Here is a 21736-nt window from a genome sequence, read left to right as displayed (position 1 = left end):
TTTTATTCCGCCCTTTTAAAATGACTAATACAATATACTGCTATTATACTCCCTAAAACATACAAGAGTATTATAGCAAATGATATTAAATTGATATGATGATTTGAAGCAATATCTACACCTAGTTTACGCAAATGATAGCTCGGTAAAACATGAGCAACATGTTGAAGCCAATTTGGAAATGTGTTTATCGGAAACCACAATCCACCTAATACTGCTAAACCAATTGTTACGATATTAGCTAAAGCACTTGTTTTTTGAATATCATTTAACAAAGAAAATAATATGCCAAAAGTTATTAATAGAGACGCACCTAACCATAAAAATATTCCTGACTCTAACCATTGAACTGCACTCATTGCAACACCTTTATAAAAATGTCCAACCATAAAAATAACTAATATCGCTATTGCAAATTGCAGCATAGTTTTCACTACTTTTGAAATATAATAACTAGTAAAAGTAAATGGTGTTACCATTAATCTTTGGCGCCATTCATTTTGTTTTTCATTAATAATATCTAATGGAAAAGTTAGTAAACTAAAACTTAACAAACTATAAACCGTCATACTATACATATACTCTTTATAAAATTTAGGTTTAACATCTTCCGGCAATTCCAATATCGAAGTAAATAATATATAGAATATCACAGGAAATAAAATAGATAATATTAATGTTGTTTTTTTACGCATTATAACTTTAAATTCGATTTTCAAGTAACTTAGTATCATAATTAGATCCCCTTTGCTTTTTATTGTTGAAGTATGAATCAACAATTGAGACTTTTTGTATTTCAATATCATCCAAATTAATATGAAGTTGTTGAAGATATAAAATCGTATCATTTACATTTGAAGTAATAATTTTGATAGTGCCATTATGATTTTTTTGAATAACTAAATCATCTTTATCTAGTTTTAACTTTCTTATATATTCATCGGATAACGTAATCTGAGATTGCTGATTGGTTCTAATATGTGACGTTGAATCATTAAGTATTATTTCTCCATTTTCAATGAGAATAATTTTGTCTGACATACGTTCGACTTCTTCAATATAGTGCGATGTATAGAGTATCGTTCGATTATCTTCTTTTAAATTTTCAATAATTGACCAAAAATATTCTCTAATTTCTATATCCATAGTCGATGTTGGTTCATCTAATAAGATCAATTGTGGTTGTCCGATTAAAGATAATACAAAATCGAGTAATCGTTGTTGACCACCAGAAAGTTTATTTACAAATTGGTTCAGTTGACTAGAATCAAATTTCGTCAGTTCTATTATTTCTTCCAATGGTAATGGATTTTCGTAAAATGATTGATATAAGTTGATAATCTCAATAACTTTTAATTGATCTGGAAACATCGTTTTTTGGAACATTATACTGCGATTTTCACTTTGTAATAACTTGTCTTTATCAAATATCTCACCAGAATTAGCATTAACATTACCAATTAATATATCAATTAACGTTGACTTTCCAGCACCATTTTTTCCAATTAAAGCGATACATTTACCTTGTTCAATATCGAACGAAATATTTTTTAGAACACATCTTTTATTAAATGACTTGTTGATATTAGATATTTGAATCAATTTAATCACCTCTATTTTTTTCTTAATTTAATATTAGTAAATTTATTAGATTTAAAATAGAACACTTTGTCATAGATTTGAAATGACAAATGTCATTATTAGGTTTACATAATATATTTATCGTTATTTTAATTTTGGGCAAAATAAAAAGAGCCTCTATAATCGAGACTCCTTACAAATAAATTATAAAATTGGCGAAACTAATTTTGCTAACGATTCTTTGAATTTAACAGACAGCGGTCTATTGGCATATGATTCTTTGGTTAGTTGTTTTGATTTTGTAATATCATGTTCATAAGCCACCCTTAAATCCTTAGCAAGATTTTCATCATATACAAAGGCATTTACTTCAAAATTTAATTCAAAACTTCTAAAGTCCATATTTGCTGTGCCCACTGATACGATTTCATCATCAATTAAGCACATTTTAGAATGTATAAATCCATTTTCATACGTATAAATTTTAACACCACTTGATAATAAGTCAGAGGCATTTGAAAATGTCGCCCAATAAACTAAAGGATGATCTGGCTTACATGGAATCATTAGATGAACATCTACACCTGATTTAGCTGCAATTTTAATGGCATTTATATATGAGTTATCCGGAATGAAATAAGGCGATTGCAAATATACCGACTTCTTAGCGCTCATAATCATTTTTGTATAACCATATTCAATTTGATGCCAGTCACTAGCTGGGCCACTTGCAGCTATTTGAATTGGTGAATTGCCCAATGGTCCGTTCTTTTTAGGGAAATACTTAACATCATATTCAAACTGTGGACGGTGCGCTTGCGAATTCCAGTCTAAAATAAATCGCAACTGCAGTGCATCAACCGCATCCCCTTGTATACGTAAATGCGTATCTCTCCAATACCCTAGTTTACCTAATCCTAGATATTCATCACCAATGTTAAATCCTCCGACATAACCTAGTTGACCATCGATTACGATGATTTTTCTATGATTTCTGTTATTCATACGGAAATTTAATAAGGGTAATTTAGAAGCAAAAAATGCTTCAACTTCGCCACCTAATGATTTAAAGTGATCAAAATTTGCCATCTTAACATTTTTAGATCCAACATCATCATATAATATTTTTACTTCTAGACCTTGTTTCAATTTTTCTTCTAAAGCATGTAAAATTCTTTTACCTAAACCATCTAAAGCGAAAGTATAGTACTCTAAATGGATATATTCTTTTGCATTTTTAATATCTTTTAAAACTTGATCATATAAATCATTTCCATCAATGAAATGATCAACTTTATTATTTTCAGTTAAAAAACCATCTTGATCCATCAAAAGCATACGTACTAAATCATGATGTTTTTGAACTTGTTTGTTATCAGTACCATAATTACCTTTATCAAAGCTTTCTATTTGTTGTTTTAAAAGTCCATCGAAATCCGTTAACACGTTACCATTGTTTTTATTCAATTTACGTGCCGAAACGGTTCTACCAAAAAACAAGTAAAGAATAAAACCAATCAATGGTAAGACAAAAAGTACAAATAGCCATGCCCAAGTTGAACTCGCTGTACGTCTATTTCTTTCTAAAAAGATAATAATAAAAGCCAATACTAAATTAATGATGAATCCAATGGCTAAAATAATGGTAAAAAGTGTTCCTAAATCATTTGAAAATGTATATCGCATAGTCTTTTCTCCTATAAAGAAAGGCACAAAAAACATTTTGCACCTTTCACATCATATTATTTATTCACAGATAAAGTTAAAATTGCATTGAATTCTTCTTCATTATTTGGGAATGTTCTTTCTTCTATTTCTTTAATAGTAATATTTACTAATTTTAAATTTGTAGCTTCTTCAGAACTTAAAAAAGCATTAATGTTTTTTTCTAATAACTCTAAAGTCTCAGCTGTAAAAGTTTTAAGTTTAATTTGTTCCATTTAAATCCCCTCTTTTCTCTATTTCCTAAATCATAGAACTTTTAACAGTAAAATTCAATCATTAATATATGTGTTCCAGCATGAAAAGTCGCTATGATTAAAAATTAATTAATTTTCTTAATGTATTGTTTGATGTATAATATATTTATTCAACTTCGCGATAATGCGATACAAACTTTAACAATTCACAATACATTTTAAATATCGAACTAGTTTTGAAATTAGTTTATCATATTAAAATGCTGATATTAGTTTTAGGGGGAAATGTAGTGATCTCATTTGAAAATGATTATTTAGAAGGTGCTCATGAAAAAGTATTAAAACGATTAGTAGATACAAATCTTGTACAAGCTTCGGGATATGGCTTTGATCAATTCACAGCTCAGGCAATTGAAAAGATTAAAGATACAATTGATTGTCCAAATGCTACAATTCGTTTTTTAGTAGGTGGAACACAAACCAATCAGGTTGTTATTAATTCAATGTTAGAAAGTTACGAAGGGGTCATTTCAGCAGACACTGGTCATGTTGCTGTGCATGAGGGTGGTGCAATTGAATATAGTGGACATAAAGTAATTACTATACCCTCTAAGGAAGGAAAAGTTAGTGCTTCAGATGTTGAAACTTACATGGAGACATTTAAAAGTGATTTTAAAAAGGACCATATGGTATTCCCAGGAATGGTATATATTTCTCATCCTACAGAATATGGCACTTTATACTCTAAATCAGAATTGGAAGAGTTATGCAAAGTATGTAAGCAATATCAGCTTCCATTATTTATGGATGGTGCACGATTAGGGTATGGATTGATGAGTGATCAATCAGATATGACTATTAAAGACATCGCTAAATATTGTGATGTATTTTATATAGGTGGTACGAAGATAGGTGCATTATGCGGGGAAGCCATTGTTTTTACGAAAAATAATGAACCGAAACAATTTACCACTCGAATCAAACATCACGGTGCCCTTTTAGCAAAAGGACGGTTAACAGGCATACAATTTTTAGAATTATTTACGGACAATTTATATTTTAATATAAGCAGACATGCTATCGAAATGGCAAATAAGATGAAAGACGGGTTTAAAAATAAAGGCTATCGTCTTTACTTTGATTCTCCAACCAATCAACAATTTTTTATTTTAAGTAACGAGAAAATAGCAGAGTTAGAACAAAAAGTTAAATTTGCTGTTTGGGAAAAATACGATGATCAACATCGTGTTGTTAGATTCGCAACCAGCTGGGCGACAACCGAAGAAAATTTAAACAAACTATTAGAATTAATCTAATAATGCTGTTATGTGTCATCTGACAAATCATTTATTAATTAAGATCAGTTGAGTAGTTGTGTTTATTGATTTATATGAAACTACTCATTTGAAGCCGTTGATGATATAAAATTACATTATTCCAAAACAAGATACTACAGATTATTGAGTATCTTGTTTTATTTTATATATTTAAAAATGTTAATTTGTGCTGTATTTACTTTAATTTGACGAGATTTGAGAAGTATTATGATGGTTATAGTTATTTTATGAAAGTGATGTATTAACAATCGAATTACTAAGTATATATTTGTAAGAATATCTATGTTTAGTTTAAATGAAATGCACTATTTAAGTTTTTAATATGGAGATGTTTGTGACTTTTCGATGATTAAGATTTTTATAGGTGTGCATCATTTCAAATAAACTTTGTGTTTAAAATTGAGCTTAGGAAATCGATAGGTTTAAATGAGGATATTGTTGAAGGTATATGTCTTGTATCCTTAGTTGTTATAAAAGTGCAAAAAATAGCACCGCTTTCTCTTTATCTGTGTAGAAAGGATGCTATTTTTGTAAAACAATAGTTTTAATTTTATTTTCTGATATATCATATGTAATTCTACCTGTATCAATTTCTATCGAATTATAACCATCAAAATTATCAACTTTATCATCAAAGTCTATCACTTTTCCAATTAATATTTTATTATTAGTAAGCGTTAATTTGACTAATTTGCCTATGTATGACTGTAAATTCATATTTAATCACTCCTTTTCAATATACGGAACTACATGAAAACCAGTTTTAGAATAATGAACTTTACCTAATTTCGTTTCAACATATATTTACCATTCACATAAGATTTACCTATTATCTTTTTGTAATCTATAACTTGTTTTTTTCTGAAATTCCCTTCATCATCAAACAAAACTGGAAAATCAATAAATTCTTTTTTAGTCACCTTTTCAATTTCATTAGAATCTATTGTAATATAACTGGGTAAGAAAGATGAATTATTTTTCTTGTTATTATATTCATTTGTGTTTAAAATATGACGCTGTTGTTTTTCATTATTCAATTGCATCTTTATTTTACCATTACTTATCATATCAAGCATTTCTTTTTTAGCTTTTTCTTGTAATTTTGCTTCTTTTACTTCTACTTGATACTTACCTTCACGCTCTTTAATGAACTTGTCTCACCAATTGCCAACATGTGGCACTGTGGTACTTCTACACCAAGGATGCATAGGTGGCGCATTCACACCTGGTATCATATCTTTAACTATAAATATTTTTCCGTTGAGTGAATGACATAATTTAGATGTTTTACTATCTATTTTGGCAACATATTTATATTCGTCATCTTCACCAAGTTCTTTTAAATATGTTAACTTTTGTGACTCTTCTTTTTCAACGAATAATGAAAAAAGCATATAAAAATAGCATCGCTTTCTCTTTATCTGTGTAGAAAGGATGCTTTAATACCATGCTATTTTATAATTTTCGGGAAATTCTTGCTTCTCGATAAAGTCTCTTACTACAGAAAAAGACTTATTACGATATAACATAAAATATTCTTCATTTTCTATTTCAGATAATGAGAAATCTATAACCTCTGCATCTTTTTTATTAAAAGTTACTGAACCTTTACCGTTACTTATATCATCTTCAGGTATATATTCATATATTATAACCTGTTCATCTTCTTTCAATTTTATTAATGTAAGCATTTAATCCACCTTCTTTTTTATAAAAATTGAATAATCGTATTTTTTGATACAATTTTATATGCATAATCATAGTTGAAATTATACTTATTCATCAAATAATGTTCAAGCGCCTCATGACGCAGCAGTATTAAATCTTGTTTTTTATTGTTTTTCCTTCTCTTAAACGTTGCCAACTTACTGCGATATTATATTCTGGATAATAACTTAAAATCGAATAATTCACTTTGAACATAACAAATCACTCCTTGTACAGTGTTGAAGCAAGTATTATTATTAAATTGTAGGAGTGAAATTCCCTCCTGACTGATTAACGCTCGAATGTCCATTCAATCTTTATAAAGTAGAGATTTATTAAGATTAACAATTTGGTACATTTGAGCTTTTTTATTTCCTTCACTCTCATCTTCTTAAACTTATATGTTCATTATACAAATATAAAAAGCTATAACAATATAATGGAAATGCCCCTTCGAAGTAGACATTGAAAAAATGAAAACTTTGAAGGGAGCATTTCAAGACGATCCATTCCAATCTATTTTATCATTTAAAACTTAACACTCATTTTCCCTTATTCGATGCTAATTTAGTGTAATAAATTCTAAATGAAACGACATACTCCTTTTTCACAAATTGGAATGTACTATTTTTGTATTTTAATCATTATAATATCCATTTACCATATGATTTTTATTAATAGTTAAATCAAATAAACATAGCTTGATTAATTTATACAGTAGTTATATTACAAAACTTTATTGGCATATTCATATAATTTTTCTGTTGTATTCAGGGTTAGATTATCTACTTCGCGTTTGCCCTGTCTTAATTGTGAAAGTACATATTGAGAAACTCCAGTTTTTTTAGAAATTTCATATCCTGTTAAATTACTTTCAATTAATTCAATTATCTTTTTCTTGTATTCTGACATTTTTTCATCTCCATATCTGTACAATTTTTACTGCTTTTTTCGAAATCTGTGAACTCAACGTAGTTTTTATTTATAAATGATTTTATTATTTTTCTATTCATTAATGGCTATCATCACTTCATAATAGTTAAATTTCATATTATCAATTTTTCTTTCAACATATTAACGACTTTTCATCATCAATTACTTTGTCAAAGACAAACGATTGCTTTTATACCTTACGCCTTTTACTAAACTTCAATGTTTAATATTCATTGAAGTTTACAACCACTTCTAAAGTTAAACCTTTTATGTATTTTTATTAGATTAGAGTCTTTCAATATTCAAACTACTAACTCCAGTAGTCTTTTAGATTTTAGATATTGAGATATCTTTAGACTTTAATTTTTCCGGAGTCATATAGCCTTCTCAAATACTATACATTTATTTCATAATTTTGAACCCTAATATTACTAAAATAATTATAAACGTCCCTATTAAAAATTCTATTTTCTCTTTTTTATTTGTTTTTCGCACTTTAATAGTCATCTTCATTTTACTAATGGTGAGAAAGTAATATTTTATTCAAAGAATATGACTTCATATTAAATCAAACCTCACATTCTTATTAGATTGCAAATTCAATAGTCCTACCAGAATTGAAATCAAAAGATTCAAACTATTTTATCGTTTTAACTTCCTCGACCATTTTCACCTCCTTATAATCTATATAAATTATGTTTACCACACGATTCTTTACACTCGAAAAATTAATTTTGTTAAGAAACATTTAGCCATGTAACTTTGTAATAAAAACATTTTCAAATAAATGTACCAAAAACTTTCATGAAATAAAGTATACTTTTCAAATCTATTAATTTTGGAATCATAAACCAAATGCTATATTACAATATAATTATCACAAATCATCATATATGCCAATTACACAATTTAATATAAAAAATTGTCAATAAAAAATAATTCGCACAAACATTATTACAAAATATGTATAATATAGAATACTGCATTAAAATTAACTTATTTACTGTGTTCAGCCTTTAATATCATCACTTAAAGATTATTCAAGATTTAATGGCAATGATAATTTCATAATATGCATTTTTGATTATTTAACCATGTACAATTTCTAAAACTAAGAGATTATCTTATTGAGGTGGACAAAACGTGGACAGACAACCATGAAATCATTAGAAATTTAATTTCTTGTCCACCTAACCTAACAAAATATTTTTGTTAACATTCTGTTTTATTTTCTAATGTTCTTTGATATTCATATAACTTGATTATCGTTTTAAATTTAGCTTCTTTTATTTTAGTTTTACCTACCTTTAAATCTGTAACTGTTTGACGTGGTACACCTGAATTTTTTGAAATACTATATGGTGTATTGTTAGTTAATAACTTTTCTATTTCACTTATAATAGTTTCAATCTCATTCATTTTTAATCACGCTCTCTTTCTATTTATAATTATAATAATCCTAATGCAGTAACTACGTTTAGCAATACATTGTTTCTTTGTAGTTGCCAAACTTGTTAATTCATAAACTAATACCTAATAGTATTGGTTTTTTATTATATATTTATAAAATTTCTTGTCTTCATATATTCTATATTATATTATTTGATAATTTTTTATTTATATTCACATTAAGCTATCCATATTTAATATACTTTAAAATTAGATGATTTAAAAGGCTCACTCCATGATATTTCAAAAGATATGGCCTTATTTTAATATTCAATCATTATTTCTAATTGTTTTTGGTAATTATAGAGTTTTTCCGCTGTTTCTAAAGTTAAATTATTCACTTTTCTTTTCCCGCTTCTTAATTCACTTATACCACCATAAGAAACACCAGTGTCTTGATTAATTCTATAATTAGATATTGATTTATCATTTAGTAATTTTTCTATTGTATTATAAATTTCTTTAAACTGGTTCATAATTTTTGTCAAAATGAAAGAATAATTTATTTTTTTCTAGTTAAATTAATAATAAATAATATTAAAGTTGCAATGTTAAGATAGAGAGTTAATTTTTTCCTTAATTCTCTTGTCATAAATACCACCTCCCTATTTAATGTGGTAAAGGTCTTTTGCCCTTTACCTTTTTAAAAGAACGATTTGATAAAATTAAGTACTTGAATTATTAAGCTCGTCACAGCTATTCGAAATTTAATTTTGCTATTCGTTCTTTTTCTTTAACCATTCTTATCATTTTTTCTCCTTTCCTCTTTATAGTTATTTAACATTCCACAAATTGGGGTAAGTGACATGTTGAACTCCCATATCCACTGGCAAGATTTATAATTTGTAATTCTAAATTATAATAGCCTATATTTTTCAAAATCTCTTTTTTTATGATTAACATCCATCTAAGAGCACCTAAAGGTTTTTATGTAATGTAATAAACATTTCCATTTATACATATACATCTTGTAAAAAAGAAAGAACTCCATATATACTCAAAAGGTATACTGAAGTTCTATATATTATATAAAATTATTATACTATTTTAAAAAACATAAGTAAATCACTAAACATGATTTCTTTCACTTTTAGAAAACTTTTAATACTATAAAAACACCCACTCAGTCACTAGTTTGGGCAGTTATTGTATGCCTATTGAACTCAATGCTTATATTACAATACCTTTTTCGCATATTCATATAAGATCTTTGCATTCTTTAAGCTTAAATTTTCTATTCTTCTTTCCCCACGGCGCATAGCATTAATATTACCGTAACTTATCCCAGTATCTTTATTAATTTGATAACTTGATATCTCTTTGTTTTCTATCAATTTTTTGATTGTATTGAATATTTCATCATAGCAATTCATAAATTAGATGAGGCGAAATTTTTAATTTTTTAGAATATCAATAGTAGTATAACTAAAATGAAAATACCGATCGATAAACAAAAAGATATTTTTTGTTTTGTTTCTCTTTTCATATAGTATTACCCCCTTAATAATGCGTAGTAAGGTCCCTCTTTTCGGGGTCTTACCTTAGAACGTTCTGCAAATGAATTCGATGAGAAGTAATATGAATATGGCTATTTTCAAGTAATACTCAACGTTTTCGCGACGTTCTTTTATCGCCTCATCTCATCACCTCCAAATATATTAAAATTCATGTGAACTAAAATATAAAATGGTCTTCCCCAGCTTTAAAAAAATAAATACATAAAACATTTACTTGACCAAAACTTGACCAAATCCATTTTTTAACAAAAGTGGTCAAGTGAAATCCCATCTTTCCAAATCAAAAAAGAGCTAAAGCAAAACGCTCTAGCCCTTGATATTACTGATTTCCCATCATTGTTTAGCGTATTAATATTGCTTCATGTACTGATCTCTTTCCCATTCAGATACTTGAGTTCTGTAGTAATCCCATTCAATTGATTTTGAATTAATAAATTGATTATAGATATGATTTCCTAAAGCTTTTTTAATAACTTCATTTTCACGCATTGCTTTTAATGCAGTATAAAGTGTTGAAGGTAAGTCTTGAATGCCTACTGCTTCACGTTCTTCACGGTTCATTTCGTAAATATTTTGGTTAACTGGTTCTGGAACTTTTAATTTATTTTTAATACCATCTAGTCCAGCTTCTAAGATTGCAGCTAACGCCATGTATGGGTTTGCAGCTGGATCTACTGAACGTACTTCGATACGAGTAGATAATCCTCTTGAAGATGGTACACGGATTAATGGTGAACGGTTTTTACCACTCCATGCAATATAACATGGTGCTTCATAACCAGGTACTAAACGTTTATATGAGTTTACTAACGGGTTACATACAGCAGTAAATCCGCGTGCATTTTTAAGCACACCTGCTGTAAATTGATATGCAGTTTCCGTTAAGCCCATTTCAGTATTTGGATCAAAGAATGCATTTTCTTTACCTTTGAATAATGAAACGTTAAAGTGCATACCGCTACCATTCACACCGAATAATGGTTTAGGCATAAATGTTGCGTGTAAATTATGTTTACGTGCGATTGTTTTAACAACCAATTTAAATGTTTGGATATTATCACATGCTGTAACAGCATCTGCATATTTAAAGTCAATTTCATGTTGACCAGGGGCAACTTCATGGTGACTAGCTTCAATATCGAAGCCCATATCCTCTAATTCTAAAACAATATCACGACGACAGTTTTCACCTAAATCTGTAGGTGCTAAATCGAAATATCCACCATCATCATTAAGTTCTAAAGTTGGTTCCCCTTTTTCATCCAACTTAAACAAGAAGAATTCTGGTTCAGGCCCTAGGTTAAAGTCTGTGAAGCCTAAATCTTCCATTTCTTTTAATACACGTTTTAAGTTTGCACGAGGATCCCCTTCAAATGGTGTTCCATCTGTTTTATATACATCACAAATTAAACGTGCAACTTTACCTTGTCCAGCAGTCCATGGGAAGATTACCCAAGTATCTAAATCTGGATGTAAGTACATATCTGATTCTTCGATACGTACGAAACCTTCGATAGAAGAACCGTCAAACATCATTTCGTTATCAAGTACTTTTTCTAATTGGCTTACAGGCACTTCAACATTTTTAATTGTTCCTAAAATATCAGTGAATTGTAATCTTAAATATCTTACATTTTCCTCTTCTGCAAATTTACGAATGTCTTCTTTAGTGAAAGTACGTTTTGGCATTTTAAAATCCTCCAAATTTTATTTAATAAATCGGGATAAATCACCACGATTTATTGGCAAAGTTTCTCCAATAGGCTTTTGCGTGGCATCTACAATCATCTTTTTTCTTATCTCTTGTTCATCTGTTGTTAAATGCTCTTGTGAGTCATAAATGATTTGTTTAATCCCTTTGATATTAAATCCTTTTTCTAATAATGATTTAATTTCTAGTAATCTTTCCAAATCATTGAGTGAGAACAGACGTTTTTGACCTTCTGTTCTTTCAGGTTTGATGAGTTCATGTGTTTCATAGTAACGTATTTGCCTTGGCGTTAAATCCGTTAACTTACTTACTACACTCATAGAGAAGACAGCCATATTTCGTCTGATTGCATCATTCGATATCATTGTTCCTCTCCTCTACTTTTGAACTTGTTAATAACTTATCATAATTTTTTTAGGATTTCAAAAATATGTCAGGTTTTCTAACATAAAGCTTAAAACATTGATATAACTGCGATTTCGACTTCTAAAACGACATAAAACAATCTACAGCTAAAATATTTTTTCAATTTTTAAAAATAATCTGATAAATCTCCGCAAAAAATTTCACCCAAGACACATTATCATTTAGGGTGAAATTTAATCTATTATATAAGTCCTTGTTCTTTCAACTGATTAACAGCTCTTGTCACAGCAATTTTAACGTGTTCATATGTTAATCCTCCTTGAACATATGCTTCATAAGGAGGACGAATAGGTCCATCTGCAGATAATTCAATCGATGAACCTTGAATAAACGTACCAGCTGCCATAATAACATCATCTTCGTAACCAGGCATATAACTAGGTTCTGGACTAAAATGTGCATTAATTGGGGATGCGTGTTGAATACTTTGACAAAATGAAATCATTTGTTCTTTCGTTTCAAATTTAACTGTTTGAATTAAATCAGTTCGTTTTTCGTAGTACTTCGGCGTTGTGTTCATATTCATTTTTTCTAAAAATAAACTAGTAAACAATGCACCTTTAAGACTCTGACTGACAACGTGTGGTGCTAAAAAGAAACCTTGATACATTTCAAGCAATGCATTTAATGATGCACCCGCTTCTTTACCAATACCAGGTGCTGTCAATCTATAACCACATCGTTCAATTAAATCTTTTCTACCAGCAATGTATCCACCAATCTTAGCTAAACCACCGCCAGGGTTTTTAATTAATGATCCTGCTATTAAATCGGCACCACATTCTATAGGTTCACGTCTTTCAACAAATTCCCCATAACAGTTATCCACAAATATTAAAATATTAGGATGCACGTTTTTCAACCTAGTAATTACCTTTTCAATTTCATCTAGCGGAATTGAAGGTCTTTGATCATAGCCTTTCGAACGTTGAATCGCTATTACTTTGGTGCGCTCAGAAACCCCATCTAACACACTTTCAATATCGATCTTACCTTCTTTAAGTGCAATATCTTTATACGATACGCCGTGCTCCATTAAACTTTCAATACCATTTCCGTTTACGCCAATGACTTCAAGTAAAGTGTCATATGGACTACCCGTTATATAAATTAATTCATCACCATGTTTTAATAAACTTTGTAATGCAATAGTAATCGCATGCGTACCTGAAATAATTTGCGGACGAACAATTGCATCTTCTGCTTTAAATGCCTGCGCATATATTTCTTCTAAATGATCACGTCCAAAGTCATCATACCCGTATCCTGTTGATCCTTGTAGATCACTTTCGGTTGCTTTGACATGATGAAATGCATTTAATACTTTTTCTTGATTAATATATGCTGTTTCTTCAATTTCTTTAAAATATGGTGCTAACGTTGATTCGACGTCAGCTACTATCTTACTTATATCTTTCATTTGAATTTCGTCCTTTTATTATTTTTTAAATCCTTTTATACGATAAACATTTTCAATTTCATCATATTTAAGTTCAGTCACTAATGTATGTTGTTTTAGAAAATATAATCGATCTGCATTATTCGTCGCAATTGTCTCATCATAATAAGTTAATTGCCTTTTGATTTCATCAATAAATAACGTCTTAACAAGTAATTTATCACCATCATTTTTAGAAGAAACAAAAACATTAGGCAAATCACTTGCTGGACGATTTGATGCATGATCACATAAGTCCTTTTTATTAAAAATAACTATTTGAGAAATATGACTCATATCTAATTGTTTGATTAAATCATTAACTGTGTCATACTGCGTACGGTATTCAGGATGGCTACTATCTACGACATGTACTAATAAATCTGCACCTTTAGCCTCTTCTAAAGTTGATTTAAAAGCTGCAATTAACGTCGTAGGTAGTTTCTGTATAAAACCAACAGTATCTGAAATAATTAAATTAAATCCATCATTTATTTGAATTTGTCGTGTTTTAGGATCTAACGTTGCAAATAATTGATCCTTTTCATACGTCTCTTCATTTGCTAAAACATTAAACCATGATGATTTACCAGCATTTGTATAACCAACTAAAGCTACTTGAAACACCTGATTTTGATTTCTTTTATTTCGATATCTTTCGCGATGTTCTTCTACCGTCCGCAATTGATGTTTAATTTCATTCATACGAGTTCGAATATGTCTGCGATCCATCTCTAACTTCGTTTCACCAGGGCCTCTAGTTCCAATACCGCCACCTAAACGAGAAAGACTTTTACCATGGCCTTGCAATCTAGGTAATAAATAATCAAGTTGTGCTAGCTCTACTTGCAATTTACCTTCTTTACTTCTTGCTCTTAATGCAAATATTTCAAGAATCAACTGAGTTCTATCAATAATTTTTACACCTAAAGCTTCATTTAGTGATTTGGATTGTGCAGTCGTTAATTCATCATTTGTGATGACTACATCAATATCTTTGAACTCAATAAATGCTTGAATTTCTTCAATTTTACCTTTACCAACATAATATTTGCGATCTACACGATCTCTGTTTTGAGTAATTTGACCCAACACTTCAAGTTGGCAAGTCTCTGATAAAGATGATAATTCCTCCATTGTAGACTCAAAATTAAATTGCTTATCATCTTGAGCATGTACACCGACTAAGACAGCTTTTTCTAGTTTATTTTTAGTATCATGAATTTGTTGCTGAGCCATGTTATACATCTCCTTAATAAAATCCTACTCAAAGTATTCTATCATAGAGTTTTAGTAAAGACTATTACACGATTTTATGGTACATTTTAAGTAAATCGAAAGGATGATTCAATGGAGACAATTTATGATTTTGTAGTAGAAACAAATAAAGGTGTTACTTACAAATTAGATGCATATAAGGGTGACGTTATGCTAATTGTTAATACAGCTAGCGAATGTGGCTTTACTTCACAATTTGAAGGTTTGCAATCATTATACGAGAAATACAAAGATCAAGGGTTTGTAATTCTAGGTTTCCCTTGTAATCAATTTGGTGGTCAAGAACCTGGATCAGGCGAAGAAGCAGCTCAAAACTGTAAATTAAGCTATGGTGTTACCTTCCCTATGCATCAAAAAATAGACGTAAAAGGGGAACATCAATTACCTTTATTTAGATATTTGACTGCGGCACAACACGGATTCTTTAATGAGAAAATCAAATGGAATTTCACTAAGTTTTTAGTGGATCGCGAAGGTAACGTTGTTAAACGATTTGCACCTCAAAAAAAACCTGTTCAAATCGAAAGAGAAATAGAAAAATTATTATAAAATATACTAGCTCATAGCAAATAAAACGCTTCATATAAAGTCGTATCATATATTGACTCGACCTTTATATGAAGCGTTTTTATTACAAACATTCCTCTATTGTATCTTGTCATTTGAACATCATTTAATTGATGTCACATATGACTTTATTTCTATATCTATTTATCATACTTCAAACGTTATGTACACGAGTCATTAAATCGTGCCCATATGATTACAACTTATTCTTCACTTTCAGTAGATGCTTGACCTTCAGTTTCTACTGTATAAGTGCTGATCGCATGTTTGTAAATCAAGTGTTGTTTGCCTTGAGAATTTAAGCTTACGACATACTTGTCGTATTCTTCAATAACACCTTTCATTTGGAAACCGTTTAGAAAGAATACAGTTACTTCAGTTTGGTTTGCTTTAAAATTCTCTAGTGCTTTGTCTTGGATGTTTTCGTTTGCAATCATCTGTCGGACTCCTTTTACTTAATCTGGGTTGTAATCTCATCTAACATCATTTGAAGTGACATATTTTCTTTATCTAACCAATGAACACTCATTTTATTCTTGAACCATGTCATTTGTCGTTTTGCATATTGGCGTGAATGTTGCTTTAAATCATTGACAGCATCTTCATAAATCATTTGTCCGTTAATCACAGGTATTAATTCTTTATATCCAATAGCTTGCATACTTTGGCAAGATTCATAGCCTTGTTCAACAAGTTGTTGCACTTCTCTAAATAATCCGTGATCCAACATAATATCAACACGTTTATTTATTCTTGAATATAATGTTTTACGCGACATTTCAATCCCTAATAATAATGTATCATAATTTTCAGTAAATTGTTGCACTTTCTTGCGATTACTCAAAAGTTTTTTTGTTTTTAAATAATATTCAATAGCGCGCAACACTCTTTGGCGGTTGTTAGGGTGAATATTTTCTGCAGAAACCGCATCAAATTGAGCTAAATAATCGTGTAGTTGCTGATTATCTAAATGTTCTAATGCAGATAACTTTTGTTTAACTATGGATAATTGTGCAGGTGTAACTGTTTCATCTTCTAATTCATAATTATATATTAATGATTGAATATATAAGCCTGTTCCACCTGCTATGATTGGAACTTTACCTCTATTCGTTATATCAGTAATTAAATCTTCTGCTAATCGCTTGAATTCATATGCTGAAAATGTATCATCAGGATTCAAGATATCAATTAAATGATGTGGAATACCATCCATTTCTTCAGGTGTTACTTTTGCAGTTCCAATATTCATATGTTTGTAAACTTGCATAGAATCACCGCTTATGATTTCACCATTGATACGCTTCGCGAGTTCTATGCTAAGCTCTGTTTTACCTGAAGCAGTTGGCCCCACAATTACTACAATAAAAGGCTTATTTTTATTCATATTTAATTCCACTTTCTTTATTTTTTATAAAATTGATTCAACCATTTAAACAAGTCTTCCCAAATTTTGTCATGATCTTTTTCAAATAACACTTCATGACGTTTATGATGATAAAGATTCACTTTAACATTTTTAATGCCAGCTTTTCTATATATATTCGCCAATTTTAAAATCCCTTTACCATAATCACCTAAAGAATCGTCATATCCTGAAACTAATAATATAGGCATGGCATGATTTAACATTTTCATATTTTTTAATTGTGATGTATGTAGCATATAATAGGCTGTTTGATATAATAATTGATTTGACACATTAAATCCACTATATGGATCTTTAATAAAGTTATCTACTTCAATTGGATTACTAGAAATCCAATCACTTTGTGTACGTAATGGACGTATTTTTTTATTAAAACTATTTGATACTAACTGGTTAACCCATTCAACTCGTTTCTCAGCACCATAAATTTTTGTAATCAGTTGTAACACTTTAACGGTTGGTAAACCTTTCCATAATGAATACATACCAGTACCACTTAAAATTAGACCATCAACATATTGCGGATATGTTTCTACAAACAATCTAGCTATAACGGATCCCATTGAATGTCCGATTATAATGTATGGTTTATCAACATTGCCTCTCACTGTTTGCGCTACTTCAAAGGCATCACCGATAACTCGTTTCATATCATCGTAATGCCCTCTTGTTGATTCATCAATATTAATACCATGTCCTCGATGATTATGACGTATCACATCGAAGCCATGCTTTGAAAGTGCATGTGCTAATTTATCGTAACGTTCCATATGTTCAGCCATACCATGAAATATATGAATAATTCCTTTTGAATCTACATCTGTAAAATTCACTTTAACTTCAATATTCGTATTATCTTGTACAGTTAATTTAAATTGTTTTTCAGTCATCATCTCACACCTTTAATAACAACGTTTTTATATTCGCTTTTATTATTATCATACATTTAGTGATGCATAGTTTCAATTGACTAATGTATCTCGTATAAAAAAACTGATGCCCTTAAAACAGGACACCAGTTTATGATTGTACAAATTAATTATTCTTTAACTGCTGGTTGATTATTTCCATGTTGCGCTTCTTTAATTGCTTGCTCAACTTCTTCAGTATATGCTTCAATTTGAGCTGGAGAGTAATCAAGCATATCTGCCATAATATCGATGACAGCATCTTTATAATCTAATACATCTTTAATATTGAAATACATTTTACCAGAACGACGAACTAAGAAATCGTTAGGTTTGTATACCATTTCTTGTTGAATACTATAAACAAGTTCTACATAAATTTCTAATGGTAACTTGCTATCATGGTATTGAGATGTTTGCGCAATGTTGAACAATTCATCAACATTTGAACCATATTTAGATGCTAAACGTCTTGCAACATCTTCATCAATGCCGAATCCTTTAGCTACATCTACTTTTTGCTCTACAAACGCATCAAAGTTCTTGCTACCACCTACATCGCCACCTGAAATTGCCAGACCTTTTGTATTACATGGACTAAATGTTAAACCGTAGTCTTTTTTCAAGCGTTTAGATACTAAATCAACAATGTCTTGAGCCATGTGACGATAGCCTGTTAATTTACCACCTGCAATAGTTAATAAACCTGATTTACCTTCCCAAATTTCATCCTTACGAGAGATTTCAGAAGGGTCTTTGCCTTCTTCGTAAATTAATGGTCTAATTCCTGCCCATGTTGATTCAATATCTTCATCTGTAACATTAACACTAGGGAACATGTAATTAATCGCATCGATTAAATAGTCTCTGTCTTCTTGTGTAGTTAATGGTGAAGATTTGATATTGTCATAGAATGTATCTGTAGTACCTACATACGCTTTTCCTTCACGTGGAATTGCAAAAATCATTCTTCCATCTTTTTCAGTATCAAAGTATACTGCTTGACCTAATGGGAATTTTGATTGATCAATAACAACATGTACACCTTTAGTTAAACGTAATTTTTTATTATTGCGTGCATAATCACCACTTCTAACATCATCAACCCATGGGCCTGCTGCATTAACCACTTTTTTAGCCTTAATTGTATAATTTTCATTAGTTAATTTATCTATAACTTTAACACCATTTACTTGTTGATTTTTATCATAAGTGAAGTGTTCAGATTTAGTATAGTTGATAATTTCTGCGCCTTTTTCAGCAGCACGCTTCATAACTTCAATAGTTAAACGCGCATCGTCAGTACGATATTCAACATAGTAACCGCCGCCTTTTAGACCTTCTTTTTTAACTAATGGTTCTTTAGCTAAAGTTTCTTTTTTAGATAACATTTTTTTACGTTCAGACTTCTTAACACCTGCTAAACGATCATACATTCCTAAACCAATTGATGTTGAGAATTTACCAAATGTTCCACCTTTATGCATTGGTAAAAGCATCCACTCTGGAGTCGTAACATGAGGCCCATTTTCATAAACAATCGCACGTTCTTTACCAGTTTCGGCAACTACTCCAATTTGGAATTGTTTTAAGTAACGTAAACCACCATGGACTAATTTTGTAGATCTTGAGCTTGTTCCTTGTGCAAAGTCTTGCATTTCAACTAATGCAACTTTCATTCCTCTTTCACTCGCGTCTAGTGCAATACCTGCACCTGTAATACCGCCACCAATAATTACTAAATCATATTCATCATTTCTTAAATTCTTTTTAATATGTTCTCTCTTAAAAGTAGACAATGCCATTCCAAAACGCCTCCTAAAAAATGTAAAAACGAGAGACTTGTCCCACATAAACAATCCTTCAATTGTACATGTTCGAACAAATCTCTCGTTTCTCGATTCAAATATTAACTTAAATTGATTGTATCACAATGTTTATACAAAAGTCTAATCTACAAGTTTATTCTGTTTTAAAAACTTGTGTTGCTTCAACAGCTTTTTTCCAACCTCTATATAATTTTTCTCTTTCGCCTTCATCCATTTTCGGATCGAATTTTTCTTCTAATTTCCAGTTTTTAGCGATATCATCTTTACTCTCCCAGAATCCAACTGCTAAACCTGCTAAAAATGCAGCACCTAAAGCTGTAGTTTCTTGAATTTCAGGTCTTTCAACAGAAGTATTAACAATGTCTGCTTGGAACTGCATAATAAAGTTATTTTTAACTGCACCACCATCGACACGTAAACTTTGGACATCAATACCAGAGTCTTTTGACATTGCTTCCATAACGTCACGAGTTTGGTAACATAATGATTCTAAAGTTGCACGGATAAAGTGCTCTTTTTCAGTTCCACGTGTTAAACCGAAAATCGCACCACGTGCTTCAGAATCCCAATATGGTGTTCCTAAACCTACAAAAGCTGGAACAACATAAACACCCTCAGTAGAGTAAACTCGTGTCGCATAACTTTCTGATTGTGGTGCTGAATTAATCATTCTTAATCCATCACGTAACCATTGGATTGCTGAACCCGAAACAAAGATGGAACCTTCAAGCGCATAATTTACTTTTCCATCAATACCATAAGCAATTGTTGTTAATAAACCACTTTCAGATTTAACCGCTTTGTCACCTGTATTCATTAACATGAAGCCACCAGTTCCATATGTGTTTTTCACGTCACCACATTCGAAGCAAGCTTGTCCAAATAATGCTGCTTGTTGATCACCAGCTACACCAGCGATTGGTACTTCTTGACCATAGAAGTGGTAATCAATTGTCTTACCATATATTTCACTTGAAGGTTTAACTTCTGGCAACATATTTTTAGGTACTGTAAGTAGTTCTAATAACTCATCGTCCCATTCTAAATCATGGATATTAAACATTAATGTACGACTCGCATTTGAATAATCAGTAATATGCGCAGCTTTTCCTGATAATTTCCATACTAACCAAGTATCAATCGTTCCAAATAATAGATCGCCATTTTCTGCTTTTTCTCGTGCACCTTCAACATTGTCTAGAATCCATTTAACTTTTGTACCTGCAAAATACGGATCTAAAAGTAATCCTGTCTTATCTCTAAATGTTTGTTCATATCCTTGTTGTTTTAATTCTGAACAAATTGATTGTGTTTGACGTGATTGCCAAACAATTGCGTGATAAATTGGGCGGCCAGTATGTTTGTCCCAAACAACCGTTGTTTCACGTTGGTTTGTAATACCGATTCCTGCAATTTGATCAGCTCTAACATCATTTTCATTAATTACTTCCGTCATTACAGCTAACACAGATGTCCAAATTTCATTTGCATCATGTTCAACCCAACCTGATTGTGGAAAATATTGCTTAAACTCACGTTGTGCTACCCCTGCAATTTCCCCTTTTTGATTGAATAAAATCGCTCTTGAGCTTGTTGTTCCTTGGTCTATAGATAAAATATATTTTTCCATTAGTAGTATCTCCTTTATTAAAAAATAATCGCTAACCCATTGTACAAAATCTGTTAAATTTTGGCGAAAAAATAGCA

23 protein-coding genes and 1 pseudogene are annotated in these 21736 nt (G+C 30.3%); 2 read left to right on the top strand and 22 right to left on the bottom strand.

The window, feature by feature from the left end; all coding sequences use genetic code 11:
• Positions 1-2 precede the first annotated feature (2 nt).
• From NSS86_RS05215 to NSS86_RS05200, 4 genes are all read right to left on the bottom strand, one after another.
• Positions 3-734: an ABC transporter permease gene (locus NSS86_RS05215; RefSeq protein ID WP_000603970.1), complete on the bottom strand. Its 732-nt coding sequence runs from the start codon at positions 732-734 to the stop codon at positions 3-5.
• Positions 703-1611, bottom strand: a complete 909-nt coding sequence (locus NSS86_RS05210; RefSeq protein WP_000593436.1) for an ABC transporter ATP-binding protein — start codon at positions 1609-1611, stop codon at positions 703-705. The genes NSS86_RS05215 and NSS86_RS05210 overlap by 32 nt, the downstream gene beginning before the upstream one ends.
• Before the next feature lie 174 nt (positions 1612-1785).
• The gene (gene cls / locus NSS86_RS05205; protein WP_001270816.1) at positions 1786-3267 is read right to left on the bottom strand and encodes a cardiolipin synthase; all 1482 of its coding nucleotides are present in this window, start codon (positions 3265-3267) and stop codon (positions 1786-1788) included.
• Between the two features lie 56 nt (positions 3268-3323).
• Complete coding sequence (locus tag NSS86_RS05200) at positions 3324-3521, bottom strand: hypothetical protein (RefSeq protein ID WP_000435068.1); 198 nt, start codon at positions 3519-3521, stop codon at positions 3324-3326.
• 269 nt (positions 3522-3790) lie between these two features.
• On the opposite strand from NSS86_RS05200, the gene NSS86_RS05195 reads away from it, so the two are divergent.
• On the top strand, positions 3791-4816 hold the full coding sequence (locus NSS86_RS05195) for a low specificity L-threonine aldolase (RefSeq protein ID WP_000622700.1): 1026 nt from the start codon (positions 3791-3793) through the stop codon (positions 4814-4816).
• A gap of 543 nt (positions 4817-5359) precedes the next feature.
• Here NSS86_RS05195 and NSS86_RS05190 read toward each other — a convergent pair.
• From NSS86_RS05190 to hflX, 13 genes and pseudogenes are all read right to left on the bottom strand, one after another.
• On the bottom strand, positions 5360-5554 hold the full coding sequence (locus NSS86_RS05190) for a hypothetical protein (RefSeq protein ID WP_001053372.1): 195 nt from the start codon (positions 5552-5554) through the stop codon (positions 5360-5362).
• A 6-nt stretch (positions 5555-5560) separates the two neighbouring features.
• A pseudogene (locus NSS86_RS05185) lies at positions 5561-6201 on the bottom strand (polymorphic toxin type 50 domain-containing protein); the annotation flags it as partial.
• A gap of 75 nt (positions 6202-6276) precedes the next feature.
• Positions 6277-6528, bottom strand: coding sequence for a hypothetical protein (locus tag NSS86_RS05180; RefSeq protein WP_000956747.1), 252 nt, complete (start codon positions 6526-6528; stop codon positions 6277-6279).
• Positions 6529-6655: 127 nt separating this feature from the next.
• Positions 6656-6760 carry a hypothetical protein gene (locus NSS86_RS05175; RefSeq protein WP_000477492.1) on the bottom strand — a complete coding sequence of 35 codons (105 nt, stop codon included), beginning with the start codon at positions 6758-6760 and terminating at the stop codon, positions 6656-6658.
• Between the two features lie 510 nt (positions 6761-7270).
• On the bottom strand, positions 7271-7456 hold the full coding sequence (locus tag NSS86_RS05170) for a hypothetical protein (protein WP_000006110.1): 186 nt from the start codon (positions 7454-7456) through the stop codon (positions 7271-7273).
• Between the two features lie 423 nt (positions 7457-7879).
• Positions 7880-7990 (bottom strand): hypothetical protein, encoded by a 111-nt coding sequence (locus NSS86_RS05165; protein ID WP_001788716.1) that lies wholly within the window; start codon positions 7988-7990, stop codon positions 7880-7882.
• Positions 7991-8689: 699 nt separating this feature from the next.
• Positions 8690-8896 carry a hypothetical protein gene (locus NSS86_RS05160; RefSeq protein WP_001002340.1) on the bottom strand — a complete coding sequence of 69 codons (207 nt, stop codon included), beginning with the start codon at positions 8894-8896 and terminating at the stop codon, positions 8690-8692.
• Between the two features lie 293 nt (positions 8897-9189).
• A complete protein-coding gene (locus NSS86_RS05155) occupies positions 9190-9414 on the bottom strand; it encodes a hypothetical protein (protein ID WP_001795785.1) in 225 nt (74 codons plus the stop codon).
• 687 nt (positions 9415-10101) lie between these two features.
• Positions 10102-10299: a hypothetical protein gene (locus tag NSS86_RS05150; RefSeq protein WP_001793526.1), complete on the bottom strand. Its 198-nt coding sequence runs from the start codon at positions 10297-10299 to the stop codon at positions 10102-10104.
• A 492-nt stretch (positions 10300-10791) separates the two neighbouring features.
• Positions 10792-12132: a type I glutamate--ammonia ligase gene (glnA, locus tag NSS86_RS05145; protein ID WP_001126606.1), complete on the bottom strand. Its 1341-nt coding sequence runs from the start codon at positions 12130-12132 to the stop codon at positions 10792-10794.
• Positions 12133-12150: 18 nt separating this feature from the next.
• The gene (locus tag NSS86_RS05140) at positions 12151-12519 is read right to left on the bottom strand and encodes a MerR family transcriptional regulator (protein ID WP_000624945.1); all 369 of its coding nucleotides are present in this window, start codon (positions 12517-12519) and stop codon (positions 12151-12153) included.
• Between the two features lie 242 nt (positions 12520-12761).
• Complete coding sequence (locus NSS86_RS05135; protein ID WP_000652047.1) at positions 12762-14000, bottom strand: aminotransferase class I/II-fold pyridoxal phosphate-dependent enzyme; 1239 nt, start codon at positions 13998-14000, stop codon at positions 12762-12764.
• Positions 14001-14018: 18 nt separating this feature from the next.
• Complete coding sequence (gene hflX / locus NSS86_RS05130; protein WP_000068617.1) at positions 14019-15257, bottom strand: GTPase HflX; 1239 nt, start codon at positions 15255-15257, stop codon at positions 14019-14021.
• A gap of 111 nt (positions 15258-15368) precedes the next feature.
• Between hflX and NSS86_RS05125 the strand changes: the two genes are divergently transcribed.
• Complete coding sequence (locus tag NSS86_RS05125; RefSeq protein ID WP_000448082.1) at positions 15369-15845, top strand: glutathione peroxidase; 477 nt, start codon at positions 15369-15371, stop codon at positions 15843-15845.
• Between the two features lie 221 nt (positions 15846-16066).
• On the opposite strand, the gene hfq is transcribed toward NSS86_RS05125, so the two are convergent.
• From hfq to glpK, 5 genes are all read right to left on the bottom strand, one after another.
• The gene (gene hfq / locus NSS86_RS05120; protein WP_000561358.1) at positions 16067-16300 is read right to left on the bottom strand and encodes an RNA chaperone Hfq; all 234 of its coding nucleotides are present in this window, start codon (positions 16298-16300) and stop codon (positions 16067-16069) included.
• Positions 16301-16314: 14 nt separating this feature from the next.
• Complete coding sequence (miaA, locus tag NSS86_RS05115) at positions 16315-17250, bottom strand: tRNA (adenosine(37)-N6)-dimethylallyltransferase MiaA (protein ID WP_001548613.1); 936 nt, start codon at positions 17248-17250, stop codon at positions 16315-16317.
• A 17-nt stretch (positions 17251-17267) separates the two neighbouring features.
• Entirely contained in the window at positions 17268-18182 is a 915-nt protein-coding gene (locus NSS86_RS05110; protein WP_000136952.1) for an alpha/beta hydrolase, read from the bottom strand.
• 149 nt (positions 18183-18331) lie between these two features.
• A complete protein-coding gene (locus NSS86_RS05105; RefSeq protein WP_001218596.1) occupies positions 18332-20005 on the bottom strand; it encodes a glycerol-3-phosphate dehydrogenase/oxidase in 1674 nt (557 codons plus the stop codon).
• A gap of 157 nt (positions 20006-20162) precedes the next feature.
• The gene (gene glpK, locus NSS86_RS05100) at positions 20163-21659 is read right to left on the bottom strand and encodes a glycerol kinase GlpK (protein WP_339302354.1); all 1497 of its coding nucleotides are present in this window, start codon (positions 21657-21659) and stop codon (positions 20163-20165) included.
• Positions 21660-21736: the final 77 nt, after the last annotated feature.

The sequence above is a fragment of the Staphylococcus sp. FSL W8-0056 genome, from assembly GCF_037963075.1.
GTDB lineage: Bacteria > Bacillota > Bacilli > Staphylococcales > Staphylococcaceae > Staphylococcus > Staphylococcus aureus.
This window is presented reverse-complemented; position numbering and strand designations above follow the sequence as displayed.